Origin of the sequence: Sedimentisphaera salicampi (assembly GCF_002117005.1) — a bacterium.
Classification (GTDB): Bacteria; Planctomycetota; Phycisphaerae; order Sedimentisphaerales; family Sedimentisphaeraceae; genus Sedimentisphaera; species Sedimentisphaera salicampi.
Map to the genome: position 1 here is coordinate 811,917 of NZ_CP021023.1, position 18,235 is coordinate 830,151.

Below are 18,235 nucleotides of genomic sequence, written 5' to 3' on the forward strand. Positions count from 1 at the left end.
ACTGCATCATTCATATATAAAGTAGGCTGTGGCAACTGTGTCAGTATCGGCTGTTGTGCGAACCCAATAGGCATTGAAACCTTCAGGGAAACGGTGCTTAACAGTACAGTCTGCGGGAATTTGAATCTTACGGTAAGTTTTCCAAGTGCCCTGTCCGTCGATATCCACTTCGATGCATACCTCTACAGGTTCATCGTTTTTATGAGAAAGCTCCAGAGTTTTATGCTCGTAACCTGTCATCAAATACGGATCTGACGGCTCCCCAGCCTTAACATGGGTATCCTTCCAAGGGCCTCCCCTGCCGACAGGTTTGCCAAACTCCCAGAGATCATCGACTGCACCAACCCAAAGGGCAACTTTGCCATCCTCGGAACGAATAATATGTTTATTGCTCTCTGGAGCATTGTCAGCAATGCCGGAAAGTATTAAAAGGCCTCGCCAGCTGCAGTAATCTGCGATACGGCGATTGTGTGTTGCCACTGGACGTATTTTGGAAAAACCGCCAGCATTTTTCGCCGGCAGTTCATAGAACGTGCCGTGAGCATTGAACAGGTCTCTTTCAGTTACAACTTCTCGGGAAATACGCTCTAAACCAACCGGTCCGGTTTTATCAAAAGACTTATCACCTTTCGGAAGACGAAAACGTTTTCCCTTTTCGTCAACATATATCAGAGAAGCCTGATCTACGCTTATAACATCTCTAGGAACTTCCATATTTTCCTGCATAAAGGCATGGGCTTCTTCATCATCAACTCTGCACAAGATCATAGAACCTTTGCTATCCAGCATCATCTCATAATAGCCGGCGTTCTTAACTTTTCCGTTTTCTCTGATTTTAGCTGAAAATTGAAGCGTTTTTTTGTTTTCTCCGCGTGCTCGTATATAACCGCCGCAGAGAGCTGAACTATCAGCTTTAGCTATACCATCAAACATTTTGTCCGGCTGGGTTGTGCGTTTTTCATGGCTGCTGTACTGGAAAAATACTGTTACGCGTTCACAGTCCTTGTTGGTATGTACTCGAATCCATTCGCCCTTGTCTGAAGCTGAAAAAGCTGTCCATTTATAGCCGCCAGAATCTACAGTTACAGTTTTAAGGTGCTCCCAGCTGCCGTCACCAAGCTTATCCACCTCAAATATAAACTCAACGGGTTTATCCTGCTGATGAACCAAATGCACGCTGCGATTTTCAAAACCGGCAAAAAGGTACGGATCCGAAGCCTGCTGCTTTTTAACAGAATCATTCAGCCACACTGCCCCTCGGCCAATCGGTTTACCAAAACTGTCCAGCTGGTCGCTGCTTATAAACCTCAGGTTAGACTGAGACTGGCCGGGTGAGGCCATATCCCCTTTAGCGTTGAGAGTATTTAAGAACTCGCTTCTGGCAGTAACATTGCATCCCAAAACAACTTTCTCCCGCCACTGGGCAAAATCACCAAGCACCATCAAATAAGTTGACATCGGCCTGATTCCGCTGCGATCCTCACGAGAAAAGCTCTTTGGAAACTGCCAAAACATCCCGTGCATATTCATAAGAAGCTCTTCTTCACCGATATCTCTAATTCTTGGCCACTCGGTATTCCATCCGTGCGCACCATCATAAGTATGAGAAGCTTTCGGTAAGCGGTAAAAGCTCCATTGCCCATTATCAAGCAGAGCGAGAATCAAAGAACGCTGATCCCAGCCAATTGACCAAAGCTGGTCGGAACTGTTAGAATTGCCGTAGATTCCTCCTGGGCCTGTTACCTCAGTGAACTGATCTCTGCGGACAAGCTGCCAGTCCCCCTGCCCGTACCACTCTGCCAAAGCACCTGAGGGGATTGTAGGGTCGGTTTTTGCCCTAGGGCCTTTTTGTCCGTTATTCGCATAAACGAGCCGGTCTTGAGCTAAATAAAGTCCTTTTCCGTGATAGCCGGGCAAATCACTCTTAATCCCTTCTGGCGGAGCACCCGAATTGCCGTCTCTAATCAAACAATTAACTTCAAGAGTATTAACGTTGACTTCATAAAGCCCTTCTTCCATAGTTGCATAATATACTTTCGATGAAGGCTCAAACAAATGCCGAGCAATGCCTGTATGCCGGCCCATCATCTTAGAATAAGGAATAACTCTAACATTACGCTCATCATCAACAACATAAGGACCGATGAACAGCTGGTTCGACTCACGATGAATCATACGAGCGGCGGGCGTGCCTCCAATGCTTTCAGGATGGGCAGTAAGATTTAAATCGCCATCAATTTCATAAAGATTTTCTCCGTCCGAACCTTTTGGGCTATGAGGGGCGTAAGTAACAACCCAGAGCCGATTAGCCCAAGGCACAACTGCACCAGTGCCGCATTCTCTGTTATCATTGAAATATGCAAGATGCGGATAAACACCCGACCAGCTTGAACGAGGTTCTGACCCGGCCACAGCGCTGCCTGCAGAAAAGAGAACAGAGCTAATCAGGAAAAGAAACATCAATGATTGAGGTAATTGTTTCTTTCTCGAGAATAACGAGATGACTTTTTGAGCAGTACTGAGAGCCTTAATTTTAGACAATGAGCAACCGGATAAAAGTTCCACTTTGATTCCTTTCGAAATAAATTGACTTAGCTTAATGCAATAAAAACTGAATTGAAGTATAATTTATAAAGGCAGAGCTTCAACGCCATTTTTAACAAATCAATCACCAAATTTATTTTTCAATAAACGAAAGTTTATGATAATTACAGCCAATATAAGTGCAGATGCAGCAATTAACAAAACTTTCCTTCCCTGCTCATTGAGAACAGCAATAATCAGAATTACCAATCCAGTTGAAAGAACATATGCAGAAATCAGAAAATGCCTCAACCTCCCCGCCTTAGCGAGAGAGGGCACTTTATCTGCGGAATCCCTTATTTCTATAACTCTGGAGCTATTTATTGATTCATTGCTGCCTGTAAATTCAAACAGCAGCAGCACAGAAACAGGTAATATTATTCCAATAATCCAAATTTCCAGCAAAAGCGGGTTTTCGATAAACCCCGATTTGGATTCAATAAAAGGCTTTAATAAAATCATCCCCGCAATACTTACCGAAAATGTTGCAATGACGGAGCTGAAGCCAATCTTCCGAGAAAACAAACTCCAGATTGAAGGAAGAACTATAGGCGTTACCAACATTCCTGTCAGATGCAGGACAACATTTTCTGCGCCTCCTAAAGAAGGAATCAAAACTGCAATAGATATAACAATTAAGCCCAGCAATAACGAAACAAAACGCCCAAACAACAACATCGATTTTTCAGTAATTCGAAAGCGGGCAATTTTGCCGTAAATCTCACGAGAGAATGCACCTGCAAAAACATTTATTTGTGAGTTAACCGTACTTGCTGTGGCGGCAAACATAGAAGCCGCTATGAGCCCCAGCATCCCAGAAGGCAATACAGACTGACAGGCCATGATAAAGGCTTTTTCTGAATTTGCGTTTGAATCTATAATCCTATACATCATAGGAGGAAGCATCCAAAATATCGGACTCACCAAGAAGAGAAGACCAAAGAGCAACGCCGCCTTTTTAGCGTCTTGTTTTGATGAAACGCACAAAAAACGCTGCACAAATGCCCACTGCCCTCCAATTTTAAAGAAATGAATAATGACCCATCCAACAAGAAACAGCGGAGGGAACTCCCTGCTGTATGGTATGAAAAACCTTTCGGGTGCATTGTCAATAAACGATTTAATTCCTCCAACCTCATTTAACAGCAATGGGATTACAATTAGTACTGAGGCGGTCAAAACAACAAATTGAATCACATCAGCCATTAAAACTGCCCAAAGCCCGCCAGCAGCAGCAACAAGCACCATTGAGACCCCGCAAATCACAATCGCCCAGTAAACTGACAGAGTTTGGCTGTTGCTGCCAGCTAAGAAGTGCCCTTCCGGGACTACAATCAACGCTGAAAGAATAACAGATACCGCATACAAAGCAATTCCAACATCAATCATACGGAAAATCGTTGATATCCAAGAATAAAAGTGTACTGCTTTCCGTCCAAAGCGATTCTCTATATATTCTGCAGGCGTAACTGCTCCTGATACCTTCCAGCGAGCAGCGATTGTGAAAGCCACCAACCATGCTGAAATCCCAATCATCATCAGTATGCTGACACCAACCAGCCCCTGGCGAAAGGCAATGCCGCCCCATACAACAAAAGTTCCTGAAGTGAACATAGCCATATGTCCTGAAATCCCCGCTATCCACCAAGGGGAACTTTCGCCTGCAGCAAACATATCTTTAGTATTTTTGATTTGGGAAGAATATAATATACCAAGCGTTAAAAGGCCTGCTATATAACCTAAGAAGATGACAATGTCGAATTCAGTCATAGTTTTATCTTGCTCTATTACTGCTGACGGGCCCCCTAGTCAACTGCGTTGCTCTTTGAGTATCTTTTACGAAACTCATCTGGAGTTATCCCCACGGCATTTTTGAAAAAACGTGAAAAATGCTGTGGATTGGTAAACTCAAACTTTGAAGCTATCAAATTTACTGAGAGCCTTGAATTTAGCAGCTTATCCTTTGCCATACCTATCCTGAGGCGGGTTATCTCTCCGGCAACAGAACGATTTATTGCAGCATCAAATCTCTTTTCCAAAGCGCTTCGAGAAAAACATATATGGTCGGTTACATCTGATACTGAAATTTTACGCTGATAGTTGCTTCTTATAAAAATCAAAGCTTCTCTGACAATAGGGTCCTCTACTGCCAACACATCAGTTGACTGACGTGTTACAATTCTTACAGGTTCAATATTCATCACACGGGCAGTTTCTTCCCCTGAGATAATCCTGTCTAAATGCTCGAGGGTACGATAACCAGCACCTTCAAAATCAAGTTCAATGCTTGAAAGTGCAGGACGGGAAAGATGGCATATCAAGCTGTCGTTATCTACTCCCAAAACAGAGACCTCTTCAGGAACACTTACAGAAACAAGTTTGCAGGCATCCAATACAATCCTTGCGATATCGTCATTACATACCAGCAAAGCAATAGGCTTAGGCAGGGAATATATCCAGTCGGCAAGTTCTTTACGAGCCTGATTTATTTTTGTACTGCTGGATAAATTAAGGTTGTATGAATACAGCTCTGCCCCATTCTGTTCTATGATTCTATTAAAAGCGGTCTTTCGCTCATTGGCCCAAGTGATATTTCCACAACTAATATAGCCGAAACGTTTGTGTCCAAGAGCAAATAAGTAATCACCTGCCATTTGCGCAATAGCCTCAGAATCGGCTTTCAAAGCAGCCACATCACTGCCTGCGGTATTATCAAGAGACATAACAACCTTGGGTTTATTAAAAGAGAGGATATTCTTTATGTCATAGTAGCCAAAAACAATCATCGCATCCGGATTTTGCTGGTTACACCACTTGGCAGGAAAAAGACCGCTATCGCAAACGTATTTGGGCGGGGGCAACAAAACGTCCCAAGATGGATTGAATCTAAGATAAGACTCCACACCGGAAAGAAAACTTCTTCCGGGGCCTCGGGAGGTATCTACTAAAATCAGCAACTGTTTCATTCATTTCGCCGTAATTCAAACACTTTTCACGAGAGTATATAAAGCCGCCTTTATAAATCAAGGCTTGCCGGTAAATACGCAATGGAGTGAAACCCTTCGACTTTTATACTTTAGCCAACCCTTTTGTTTTTCATAAAGAAACAGCCTGCTGCAAGATTAACTTGCGGCAGGCCTAAACAATTTTCTTTGCTTCAGGTTTATGCCTCAAGCAAAATATACAAAAAGTGTTTTAAATTCATTTTGCAATTTTATAAATTGATTTCTTCTTTGAAACAAACGGCCTCAAACGAATGCTGTATTGGTAGGGCTTGGCCTTCAAACGGTATTCTTCATGAGGGCGAGACCTTTTAGACCAGCTGTTATCGCCCCCCACACCCATCTGTTTATAATCTAAATTAACCGTATAAAAATCAGTTTGCTCGGGCAGATCTACAGTATGAGCTGCGTCCTCAAGCTGCTGCTGGGTATATGGCCAAGCGCTGAAATTCATCAGGTTCTCTGCAATTGCCATAAATCCGAGACCATCATCGTTATAAAATGCCGCCCACCGAACATCTGTACGGTTGCCGTTTTCCTGCGGAAGGACGTAATCAAAGGGGAGTTCGCTGGCTTCCATCTCATACAAAGCCACTGCTGCGCCGGATTTGCGGTCTTGATAAGTCTCATGAGGACCGCGGCCATACCACTGCACATTTGAAAACTCATCAGGAATCTGCATCTGCATACCCAATCTCATCATTGGAGGCTTATCAGGGTCCGGGGCGATTTTGTTCGTGATAAGCACATCCCCATTTCCATAAATCGTGTACTCAGTCGAATAGGCAGCCGAACCTACTGGGATCTCAGATTCCACGCTAATTGCCACAAGCGAATCACTGGCCTGTTTGGCCTTAACGCTTTTGATAGTACGTTTTGAGGCAGCATTCTTCCAATCCCTGAGCCAATGCCCCAGACCATTGCCTCGGGAATCGTCATTATCTGTCATAGCCCGCCAGAAGTTCGGCGATAAGGGATTCTTAATAAATTCTTTGCCCTTATACTTCATACTGGTCAACTCGCCGGTACTCTTAGAAACGGAAGCAGAAAAATCTTTGCCGCTAACTAAAAATCTGCCGTCTTTTTCTTTCAGATTCAGTGCGGCCATATTCGAATAATCAGTTTTTTCTGCGGCTTTGCTGAATGGCAGTTCAAACTGCTGCCAAGCTAAAACGTGCCCTTTTGGAGCCCATTTCGTCCCCTCAGCCAGCTTAAACTCAATGGTAAGGATATATTCGGCGCCCGGTTCGGGCTTAATCTTCCCAAACGGAACAGTAACCTGCTCGGATGTTCGGGGGTCTATCGCGGGCAGACTGAGCGATTCCTCTTTAATCACTATTCCATTTTCAAGCAGCTTCCATTGACAATCCACAAAGCTGAGGCTTTTGAAGAAGTACTCATTAGTGATTTCGAATCGCCCTTTCTTCAGGTCAATGGCTGATACAGAAATCTCCTGATAACCCTTCTTAACCTCGGGCATTTCAGGGCTTGGTGTCCTGTCCGGCATTACAATACCGTTAATGCAAAATGTGCCGGCGTGATTTGGCTCTCCGAAGTCTCCGCCATAAGCCCAATACTCCTCGCCGTCTTCAGTGGTTTTGACAAGACCTTGATCAACCCAGTCCCAGATGAAGCCGCCCTGGAGAATATCATATTTTTTGATCGTTTCCCAGTAGCCCTTAAAATTGCCGAGGCTGTTTCCCATAGCATGGGAATACTCACACATTATCAGCGGACGGTCAGCATCTCCCTTCGCGTACTTAACCAAACTGTCAATTGACTGATACATTGGCGCAGCAATATCTGTTACCGGATGCTCCCATTTGGAATAACCGGGGAGATAGTGCAAGGGGCGGGTTTGATCGAGCTCACGCAGTTTATCAGCGGCAGCTACGAAATTCTGGCCTATTCCCGCTTCATTACCGAGAGACCACATTATAATTGAAGGATGATTCTTATCGCGGTGCGCCATAGACATAACTCGATCTACATGAGCATCTTTCCAGAGGGGCTTATCTGCCAATGTTTCCTCAGGATCAAAGGCAACGCCATGAGACTCAATGCAGGCTTCATCTATAACATACAGGCCATATTCATCGCAAAGGGCGTAAAATTCTGGGGATTGGGGATAATGAGAAGTGCGCACGGCATTTACATTATACTGCTTCATCAATTCGATATCCTCAACCATACGGCTGATAGGAACAGTTTTGCCCTGATACGGATCATGGGCGTGCAGGTTTACTCCTTTGATATAGATAGGCTTGCCATTAACCAGAAACTGCTTATTCTTCACCTCTACCGAACGGAAACCAAAATTATGACTCAACATCTCAACCACTTCACCCTGCTCGTCTAAGAGTGTAAGCAAAATGGTGTAAAGATTAGGTTTTTCGGCTGTCCATTTTTTGGGGTTCTCAACAAAGCCTTGGATATTTATTGTATGCTCTGCCGATTTAGGAAGGCTCTTAATTGATGCTTTAAGTCTTGGGTCAACAGCAACGTTCTGTCCCTGAGCATCTATCAGATCAACCTTAACTGTATGCGGCTTGGAGAATCTTTTGCCGTAATTGACCAAATCCATATTAACGTTCAATTTGGCGTTGCGGTAATCATCGTCCAGTTCAGCGGTTACAAAGAAATCACGAATATGCACTTTCGGCATTGCTGAGAGAAACACATCGCGGAAAATCCCGCTCATTCGCCACTGGTCTGCATCTTCAATATAGCTTGCATCCGACCAGCGATAAACCTCTGCTGCGATCGTGTTTTCTCCAGACTTCAGCAGATGAGTTATGTTAAATTCTGCCGGGGTCATACTTCCCTGACTGAAACCAACCTTTTCTCCATTTACCCAAAGATAAAATGCACTTGATACCCCATTAAAAGTTACAAACACCTCACGTCCAGACCAGTTTTTCGGAATATCGAAACTGCGGCGGTATGACCCCACAGGGTTTTCGTTATGATTGACATACGGAGGATTAACTTCAAACGGCCAATCATAAACGAATCGATTAAGGTAAGCGGGGAAATCATAGCCCTGCATTTCCCAGTTGCCGGGAACATTTATCAAGCTCCAATTGCTGTCATCAAAATCTGTTTTGTAAAACATCTTGGGACGGTCTGCAGGACGCTGCGACCAATTGAATTTCCAATCACCATTCAGGGTTTGATAAAATTTGGACTCATCCCGCTGCCCTTGAAGGGCAAGTGTTCGATTCGAATACGGCATCAAAGTGGCATGTGGGCGCTCTTTATTGATATTGAACACCTTGGGGTTTTCCCAGTCCGGAGCATCATCTTGAGCCGTTCCTGCCGCTGCAATAATTAATGATGCTGTGAGCAGCAAAACCGAATTTTTAAGCTTAATCTTCATCCATTATCCTTTCTTGTTATGTTTTTATAAATGCTGTGGTTAATATTTTCCTGCGTGAGCTGATTAAATCACTGCTGCACCCAAAATTCAATGGAAAACGGCGGAACTTCACACGAAATCTGCTCTCCGCTGCTGCTGCCAATGAAGTCCCCATCGTTATTGCGAGTTTGTGAAGTGTATCTATAGCCTTTGAAAACTTCATTTACACCAACATCAACATTAAAGACAAACGGGGCGTCTGGAGATCGGTTAGTTACCGCTAATACTAATTTCCCATCAGGCGTCTTCCATGCCAATATACGATTATCCATACGGACGCTGTCTTCATCAACATTATATATTACCGAGTCCCAAGGCATATACTTAAGAAAGCCGGCAATTGCGTTCCAATGATACCAATTGTACTGCCAGTGCCCCTTTTCTATGCTCGCATATTTGCTGAAGTCGCTGTCGCTTGAAGGACGCCAAAATCCCAAACCAAACCTTTCTCCAAGCAACTCAGTAGGCTTGAGAGCATGCAGCCAAAACCATGTTGGAGATTCAATAAACGAAAACCAATTCATTATAGATTGAGCAGTATTGACTGTCCTCCACGCAGAACCTGCTCCGAGATTATACTGCCATTCGCTATTAAAAACGGGCTTGCCTTCCGTATCCATATTGAAATGTGATTCTGCATACCTGATTTTTTCATCGGAGTTTTTGCCCTGCCAATGCCAAGACCAGCCATCTACATATTGCAAAGCAGAAGGGTCATCTCTCAATAATTCACTGCCATGGCCGTATTGGCCGGCCTCGCTGTCGGCATGAATAAAAAGCTCGGGAAAAGAAGATTTTATAATCGGCGCTACAACCTTAAAAGTATCGTAATACTGCTGATCGGTGTATTCGCAGCAGCCATAGCCGGCACCGCTAACGCTGGGCTCATTCTGCAGAGAAAACATTTTGACAGGCGCAATATTTTCCTGGACATACTGCAAATCATCCACAATTGAATTCCCAAAATCAGTTAGAAAGGCCTCATCAAATTGTTTCAAAGAACCGCCTATGAACTTATTATTCGATTTAAAATACGGAGCAGGAGACCAGTACTCAAAGTTAAAGCCTTCAATGCCGGATTCTTCTATCATTTCAGCCATTTCCCTGTTTTGCGAGCTCCAGCTCTGCTCAAACTGCTTTTGCTCATCATTCAGCCCTGTATAAAAGAGCCCCATTGGAAGACGCATATAACGGAATCCATGGCCGAATCCGAGCAGCTCATCATAAAAGCGCTGGCGCTCGCTTTCAGTTAAATCAGAAGGAATGCCTCGGGCTCTGTTAGAATCAGAACCTCTCAAATCTTCAGGCTGAATCTCCACGCCAAGCCCCCAAACGGTTTGCTTGCTCTGGTTGTGCTGAACAATGTATGTACCTGTTTCTGCGTCTTGCAGCGGCGGAGTCTGAGGAGGCGGAGCGTCTTGAGAGAGCGCATATTCAAATTTGATTGAATCGGCAATCACAATCCCATCAGCATCGTTAGAAAGCTCCACGTATCCTGAACGTCCGGCACGCCCCTGCTCGAAGAAATGAGTACCTAAAAGTTTCCATTCACCGCCCGGCTGTCGCTGGTCGACCAAATATGTAGTTTCCCCGCCTTTATGATATACAGTGTAAGGTGCATTTGAAGCACGGTCAGGTCTGCCGTCCGGAAGCCAGTAATAAACATTATACCATCCCGGCACAAGAAAGCCTGTAAAATCAGGTCCCCATGGCTTCCAAGCAAATTTTTCAATAGTATCGCAGGGCTCAAGAGGAGGCCAGCGAAACCGGCAGTATCCAGGCGTAGAATAACTATACCATCTTCCATAGTGGTTCTGCGCGAATTGAGATGTTGGCCACCAGCCAGCAGTTCTTTCTCCATTGATTCCCCAGCCTGCTGTAACGATAATATCAGGGCTTACCAACTGAATATTATCTATACCAATTTTATAACCGCTGCTGTTGTCATTTTTCCCAATCGTCCTGAATTCAAATATTTTTGTGCCAGAGCTGACAACATCCAAAACCCCCATGATTTCCATAGAATAAGATTCTTCAGGGCTGTACTGATCTACAATTGCTCCCAACGGTTCATCATCTATATAAAGCTGATACTGCCCACCGTCTTGCCCATTGACATTTCTAACAGTAACAACTTGATTTCCAGTTTCAGTTATATCAACAGGGACTCGCAGAATCTGGCTCGACATCTCAGAATTAACCTGATAATGATAGCCATCTGCCGAGTTCGTGCTGCTTTCATTACTCAAGGCATTTGAGGGCAAAGCCGAAACAGGCTTTACCTCTTTTAACGCTATATCAATTAAAGACAAGTTATAATCGTCTGAATCTGGATTTTTACCGATAACTTTAAATTTGAATTTCTTAACCCCTTCTGAAGCAAAGGTATAAAGTCCCAAATTTGCTTTTTCAACCATTGCTTCGGTGATAATGTCCCCTTGGTCGAATGTGAGATTTTTTCCGACAGGGTTATAATCAAAGCCATTTTCGCTTATGTAAAGCTGATACATACCGCTGTCTGGTTCTTTTCTATTAACCACCTGAATTGAGTAAGTGCCCGGATTCGGCAAGTAAACATCAAACTCAACAAAATCGTTTACAGCCTGAAGGTCTGCATGAACATACTGATGCTGCGGGAGATACCATTTCCAAGACTCACTTTCATTTGAAACTTCCCCTCCAGAAGAAACAGCAACCGGCAAATCGTTACAATTGTATGTTTGAATATTAGGCACATAATAATCAGGCTCATCAGAAAAACAAAAATCAAACGGATATAAACCGCAATTAAACCAGCTTGAAGCCAACACTGCAAGATCTGCAAGGCCCACCTTACAGTCCGGCTGATTGCCTTCATCGCCTCCGCCCGCAACATCAAACTGCAAATCCAAATCCTGCAGATTGCTGCAAACGGGAGTTTCGCTGACCTCATAACAGAGATCAGCAATTTCAGCCTCATCCTTTGCGTAATTATAGATGCGCAAATCATCCATAACTCCATTGAATACGCCGCTGATTGTCCCGTCATCCTGCAAAATACTGCCCCCGATTACAAGCTGGGCATCAGTTTTATTGATCCTGAATCCGGGCTCACTGTCAACTTTGGCTCCATTATAATAAAGCTTTCCGCCATCTTCATCTACTGTAAATGCAAGATGTGTCCATTCGCCAACGAGAGGGGGATCATAAGACATATTTTTAGTACCAACGCCTGCCGAGCTGATGCTCATAGAATCGCCTGTTGGCGGTATCGTCCAGAACCAGTCTGCACCGCTGGTCTGCCAGTCTGAGCCTTCGCGTTTAGAGATTATGCCTGTCCATCTGCCGGGAACGCCTTCCCACTTTACCCATAAAGACACAGTGATTTCATCGCTTAATTCCGCCGGCGAATCGGAGCCGGCAAGTGCTGCTGCATCAGAATATTGGCCAAAATCAAGGCCTTCGCTGGTCTTAGCAGGATTAGCCCCCGGAACAAATGCATCAACATTCAGAGATCCCCCCTGGGAGATCGCATCCCTATTTTCCCCGCTGCTGTCAATGTATTTACCGAAGCTGCCGGGGATATATTCAGAGCTTACATATTTAGACATATCCAATGTCCAATGCGCAACTTTTCTTTTAACAGCCAAGCTCACCACATCCGAATACACCATACCGCCGTCGTGGGATACTTGGCAGTAATAATAACCTTCATCGCTAAGCTGAACATTCTCAATATAAAAGTCTGGGTTAATGCTGGGAGTGCCTTTAGGCTGGTCAGTGGACGAATCAATCTCGCCGCTTTCTGAGAAGTACCATTGGCAAACCGGATTAGACAAATTATCTATACTTACTGAAAACTCAGCGTCCTCGCCCCAATCGACTATATGATCGTTCGGCTGAGATTTAATTATATCCGATTCGTTCATTACACTGAGCGAGACATTGTCCACCCAATGATCCCGCTGCAGAGATTCAATTTGAAGTATTAAGCTGCTTCCCTCATCAATATTTGAGTCTGAAAATGAATCAGTGTCTATAAGAAACTCAAAGGTCTGCCAGGCTAACCAGTCTCCTACTTCTGTATCGCCTGAGTGAGTGTAGGTCATGGGGATTTCCGACGACCAAAGATGCGACCCATCATCCTGAAGCAAACTGGCCTTCATAACCGCATCTGTTGCAGTAGCAAGCCATCGCACCAAGCAGGCGTTAAACCTGAGGCGGAAAATTTCTCCTGAGGACCAAGGATGCTGAATTATCTGACGAATTGTTCCGGTTGTGCTTCCCGCTGGAAGGCGGAGCACCTGATTACCCTCAGGCCCCGGAACAGACTTTCTTGTTTCAACAAATTTTGATTCCAGCTTAACTCTCTTCTGCGCAGCTTCAAGAGAATCCCAGTTAGGCACATCAATCAGCAAATTGTCGGCATCAGGCCTGTGCGGCTCTTCAAAATCACCATTAGAAACCAATTCATCCTCTTCGGAGATTTCATCCTGCGGATTATCTTTAAACATCTGCCAAAAGAAAATCCAAGGATCAATATAATAAGCTTGGCCTTCTTCAATAACTCGAAATTCAAAGTGTGTATGAGGGCGGTTTCCGCTATAGACACCTCCTGAGAGCGCATAGTTTTCGCCTTTCGTTATAGTTTCGTGTTCAGGCATAAGCATTTCATCAAGATGGTGCGCCTGGAGCCACCACGTGCTCCCATTAGCCCAATGGCGAACGCCACGCCAGCGATTATTAATATCGCCGGCCTCCAGAGAATCAAAGAGGTAATGGTCATCAAAACCTATCGGGGCATAAAGCGGTGTTTCCGGAGGCATATTAATATCCAGTCCTTCATGCGTATATGTTGGTTTTTGAGGGCCGATCCACACATTCCTTCCATACCAGCAGTCCCGAATATCCGGGCTGTCGCGTGTCTCGGGATACCACCAATGAATTTCTTCCGGGCAGATGCGGTCATTTAGATCATTAACCACAAGGCGGGCTTTCCGTTTCGGACGACATTTCGTCCTGTGAACCATCCAGCCTCCGTCATCCTCAAAGATATCGCTCACGGCATCCAGCCAGATGCGCATTCCATTAACCACCCACGGCTCGTAAAAACTTTCCTGATCAGCAACAATCCGCTCAAACCGGTAATTCTCTCCGTCTATATCAAACTCGGCAGAAAATGAGTAGTTTGGACTTTCAGTAATATGAGCTTCTGTTGACAGCAATCGAATTCTGCGAACCTGACCGCTGCGTAATGTAAAATGAAATTCATCACCAATATTCAATTCAACTGGTGTGATAGTATTTTTGGCTGTTCTCTGAACCACGCGCTGAGCTGCAGGGACAAATTTAACAGCATCAGCCACGATTTCGGCATTTTGTTTTTTAGTGCCGTCCAGTTCGACATAAGAATCCCCATCCAGCTGATATGTTCCCATAAAATGCCATCCGGGATTTTCCTTTTGAATGAAGGGGTGCGTAGTTATCCCGCCGGTATGCTTAACATTCCAATAAGCAAAAACATCTTTGTCTTCATAATCCCGCCAGTACAAATACACATCAAAACGGCCATCAATATTCGGGCTGTAGCGGGCATAACTGGGAGAAGGGTTTGATCCATCGCTCACAGCAACACTTCCGCTCCATGAATTCGGATCATTGAGCATTGTAAAGCCGGTCTGTGAAAATTTATCAGAAGCAGTATCTATCACTATCTGGTTTGCAGAACTTGCCTCATCGCCAAGTACAGCATTGCCATTCAGCAAAGATAAGGCAATCACCGCAAACAGAAATATTTTAAACGAATGTGGCATAAATTTCTCCCTTAAGAGAATCTTTTCTGAAATTTTCATTAAAGCTGCCAAAAATTAAGCAGCAATATGACGATAAAACGCCGGACGGCTGATTAGAACCATCCGGCGAAATTTATTTAACATCGCTTAAGACTAAAATATTTTAATAACAATAGTCTTCAGGATATAGACCGCAATTGAGCCATGTAGAGGCAAACTCAAGGAAGTCCGGCAGGCCAATCTTGCAATCCGGCTGGTCGCCTTCCGGGCCGCCGCCTGCAACATCAAACTGCAAATCCAAATCAAGCATATTGCTGCAAACTGGTGTTTCGCTGATATCGTAGTAGATATCTGCGATTTCAGCTTCATCCTTGGCATAATTATAGATGCGCAAATCATCCATAACTCCATTGAATGCACCGCCAATTGTGCCGTCTTCTCTCAAGATGCTGCCTCCAATTACAAGCTGGGCATCGGTTTTATTGATCTTGAAATCGGGCTCAGTATCAACATTGACACCATTATAATAAAGTTTACCGCCGTCAGCATTAGCTGTAAAGGCAAGATGAGTCCATTCGCCTTCTGCTGGAGGATCATAAGAGAGATTCTCAGTACCAACGCCTGCCGAGCTGATGCTCATATAATCGCCTGACGGAGGTATCGTCCAGAACCAGTCTGACCCGCTCTGCCAGTCAGGGTCTTGACGTTTAGAAACAATGCCTGTCCAGCTTCCAGGGACGCCTTCCGACTTAACCCACAAAGATACAGTGATCTCGTCGCTGAATTCAGCAGGTGAATCGGTGCCTCCAAGTGCTGCTGCATCAGGATTTTCGTCAAGGTCTAAGCCTTCATTGGTCTTAGCAGGGTCTGCACCGGGAACAAAGGCATCAACAGCAGGAACTGCGTAAGGAACCGCATCGCGGCCTTCTCCGCTGCTGTCCAGATAAGTATCGTTTACAAAGTCAGCGGTGTCCAATGTCCAGTGAGCTACGATACGCTTAACTGCCAAGCCGGCAGTATCTGAATAGACTGTTCCGCCGTCATTTGTTACTTCACAGTAGTAATAACCTTCATCACTGAGCTGAACATTATCAATTGTGAGGGTTGGGTCTGTATCCGTAGAGCCAATGGCCTGATCCTCAGCAGGGTCAATCACTCCGTCAGCAGAGAGATACCACTGATATGTTTCCTGAGAAATGCTGTCTGCAGTTAATGTAAAGGCTGCAGTATCGCCTGTAGAAACGACCTGACTCTCAGGCTGCTGAGTAATTATCGGAACACTTTGGAGCGTTTCAAACATCCAATCAGCACCGGCAATATTATCTTGACTGCCTACAGGATAGCCTAAACCTTCATCCACGCTCCAATAGTACAGCCCATCAAAGTTGAGACCTGTAACAGTTACGCTGGCAATCTCAGGTGATTCTGTGCCGAGGGCGATAGTGTCAACATAATAAAGATTCGGATCTTCGGAAACATTCTGGTCTTCGCTCATAAACAGGTGATGCTCGGTTATATCCGGATTTATCTGTGAAGGGTTGGATGGGTCTAATCCAGTGTTCCACTGCAAATTAACATCAACCTGATTCCCTGCCGGAGTGCCTACATTGTCTGCTCCATAGGCAGGAACAGGGTTATGTGCACCAGCGGCCGGTTCAGCCTGCAGGGAAACATTATCAACCCAATGATTACGATTAACTGAACTTACCTCTAAAATCAGATCAGAGCCTTCACTAACGCCTTCACCAGAAAAGAGTGCGGGGTCAATCTCAAACTCGAATGCCTGATAAGGCTCCCAATCCCCAACTTCATTTGCGCCGGTATGAGTACCAGTCATATCAACTTCTGCTGACCAGAGCTCAGTCATCTCAGCATCATCCTGGAGCAGGCGTGCGCCCATAACACCGTCTGTGGCCGGGGCTTCCCAGCGAACAGAGCAGGCGTTAAACGAAAGCCTGTAAACCTCTGCATGAGACCATGGATGGTATGTAGATTGCTGAATTACACCAGTGCTCCACCCGCCAGTCATCCTAAGCACCTGATTGCCTTCAGGGCCTGGAACCGCAGTTCTGTTATCTACCTCCTTGGTCTCTAATCGAACTAAATTGTCATCATGCCCTGACACCCAATCAGTTACTGTCGTAACGTAATTGTTCGCCCCGGGCAGGTTGGGATCTTGAAAGCCTCCATTAGAAATCAATTCTGTTCCTTCGGCGCTGAACGCTGCACAATGAGCGAAAATCATCGCCATGACTACACTAAAAATACTTTTCATAATACACAATCCTTTCAAAAAAACATAAAATACTATTCTTGCTGCCTTAAAAACTAATCATTCATTCCGGTAATGAACGCATCCAGTCCGGCCATTCTGTAATCTCTCGAGATTCCCAATTTTTGTGCCATTCGGTATCCCAAAGGTTCTTGAGCAGGATTTCGCTAACAGAACCATCTGCAAAAACCCAATTTACACCGCCGGTTTGATGACGATTCGTGCATACTCGCCTCATTTCATCACTGGTAGCGTAAATATAATCGCCGTCATTTTCAGGCGGCTGAGCGTCTCTGGTAGGACGAGTTAGAAACGCGCCGCAATCACCGAGCATTGGAACTTGGCGAGGAGACCGCATCTCTGTTATACGCTTGAATTTATTCTTATCCGGATAGGCCCCGCCATCCGATTCTTCAGTGCTGGTTATCCACCAGTTTTGACCGTAGCTGCCCTCAATTTCAGCGATCTCTTCGTTCTCCTGCATTAACTGAGTAAAGGGACTCCCCCACCAACTGAATCGCCAGTTCAAACGGTTATTGAAACGCTCAGGTCTCTGCTCTGGAGCTTTGGTCGCTGCAGCGCATTCCAAGATCTCAGGATCCTGATAGTACGGCCGCATAACCACAAACCATGTGCCTGAACCTCGCGGGTTAAATTCCGGGTCTAAGCAGCTCGGGGGAAAACGAGAATCATTATCATTAGTGTACATCGTGTAGATAGCCCCCCATTGTTTGAGATGGGTCTGACAAATTGTTCTTTTTGCCTGAATACGAGCCCTTGCAAGAGAAGGTATGAGAACAGCCATAAGCAGCGCAATAATCGAAATTACAACGAGCAATTCAATCAATGTGAAGCCTGCCTGCGAGCGGCGGCTGTAAAATTTAGGCAATAAATTTTTGCCTTCTATGCCTAAGTTGGGTGAAACTTTTTTATTTAAAAACGCCTGGTTAAACCTTTTCATATAATATCCTTTCGAGAATATTAGCAGTTTCATGTATTAAACTGGCCATTTGCTAAAATCTTTCGCTTAAGTCAAAGAATTAATCTTAATACTGGAACATCAAGCCAAAGCCTTATGTATTAAGATAACGTTTATGGAAGCTGTCTTCAACACCACTTTTAACAAAAGTATCACCATATTTTATTTTTTATGGTGTATAATGCGGCAATAGTCATAAAATTTCGAGAT

The 18,235-nt window shown here is 44.7% G+C and carries 7 protein-coding genes; all 7 read right to left on the reverse strand.

Annotated features, from left to right (window positions below; translation table 11 throughout):
- Positions 1-6: 6 nt before the first annotated feature.
- The 7 genes from STSP1_RS03060 to STSP1_RS03090 all read right to left on the reverse strand — a co-directional run bounded on the left by STSP1_RS03060 (position 7) and on the right by STSP1_RS03090 (position 18,007).
- Positions 7-2,412 (reverse strand): hypothetical protein, encoded by a 2,406-nt coding sequence (locus STSP1_RS03060; protein WP_226997500.1) that lies wholly within the window; start codon positions 2,410-2,412, stop codon positions 7-9.
- A gap of 252 nt (positions 2,413-2,664) precedes the next feature.
- Positions 2,665-4,353 (reverse strand): sodium:solute symporter family transporter, encoded by a 1,689-nt coding sequence (locus tag STSP1_RS03065; RefSeq protein ID WP_085754941.1) that lies wholly within the window; start codon positions 4,351-4,353, stop codon positions 2,665-2,667.
- A 35-nt stretch (positions 4,354-4,388) separates the two neighbouring features.
- Positions 4,389-5,549, reverse strand: coding sequence for an AraC family transcriptional regulator (locus STSP1_RS03070; RefSeq protein WP_085754942.1), 1,161 nt, complete (start codon positions 5,547-5,549; stop codon positions 4,389-4,391).
- Between the two features lie 235 nt (positions 5,550-5,784).
- Complete coding sequence (gene lacZ / locus STSP1_RS03075; RefSeq protein WP_085754943.1) at positions 5,785-8,964, reverse strand: beta-galactosidase, LacZ type; 3,180 nt, start codon at positions 8,962-8,964, stop codon at positions 5,785-5,787.
- A gap of 68 nt (positions 8,965-9,032) precedes the next feature.
- Positions 9,033-14,795, reverse strand: a complete 5,763-nt coding sequence (locus STSP1_RS03080) for a golvesin C-terminal-like domain-containing protein (protein ID WP_161491580.1) — start codon at positions 14,793-14,795, stop codon at positions 9,033-9,035.
- Positions 14,796-14,937: 142 nt separating this feature from the next.
- Entirely contained in the window at positions 14,938-17,049 is a 2,112-nt protein-coding gene (locus STSP1_RS03085; RefSeq protein ID WP_085754945.1) for a LamG-like jellyroll fold domain-containing protein, read from the reverse strand.
- A gap of 61 nt (positions 17,050-17,110) precedes the next feature.
- A complete protein-coding gene (locus STSP1_RS03090; RefSeq protein ID WP_085754946.1) occupies positions 17,111-18,007 on the reverse strand; it encodes a prepilin-type N-terminal cleavage/methylation domain-containing protein in 897 nt (298 codons plus the stop codon).
- Positions 18,008-18,235 lie beyond the last annotated feature (228 nt).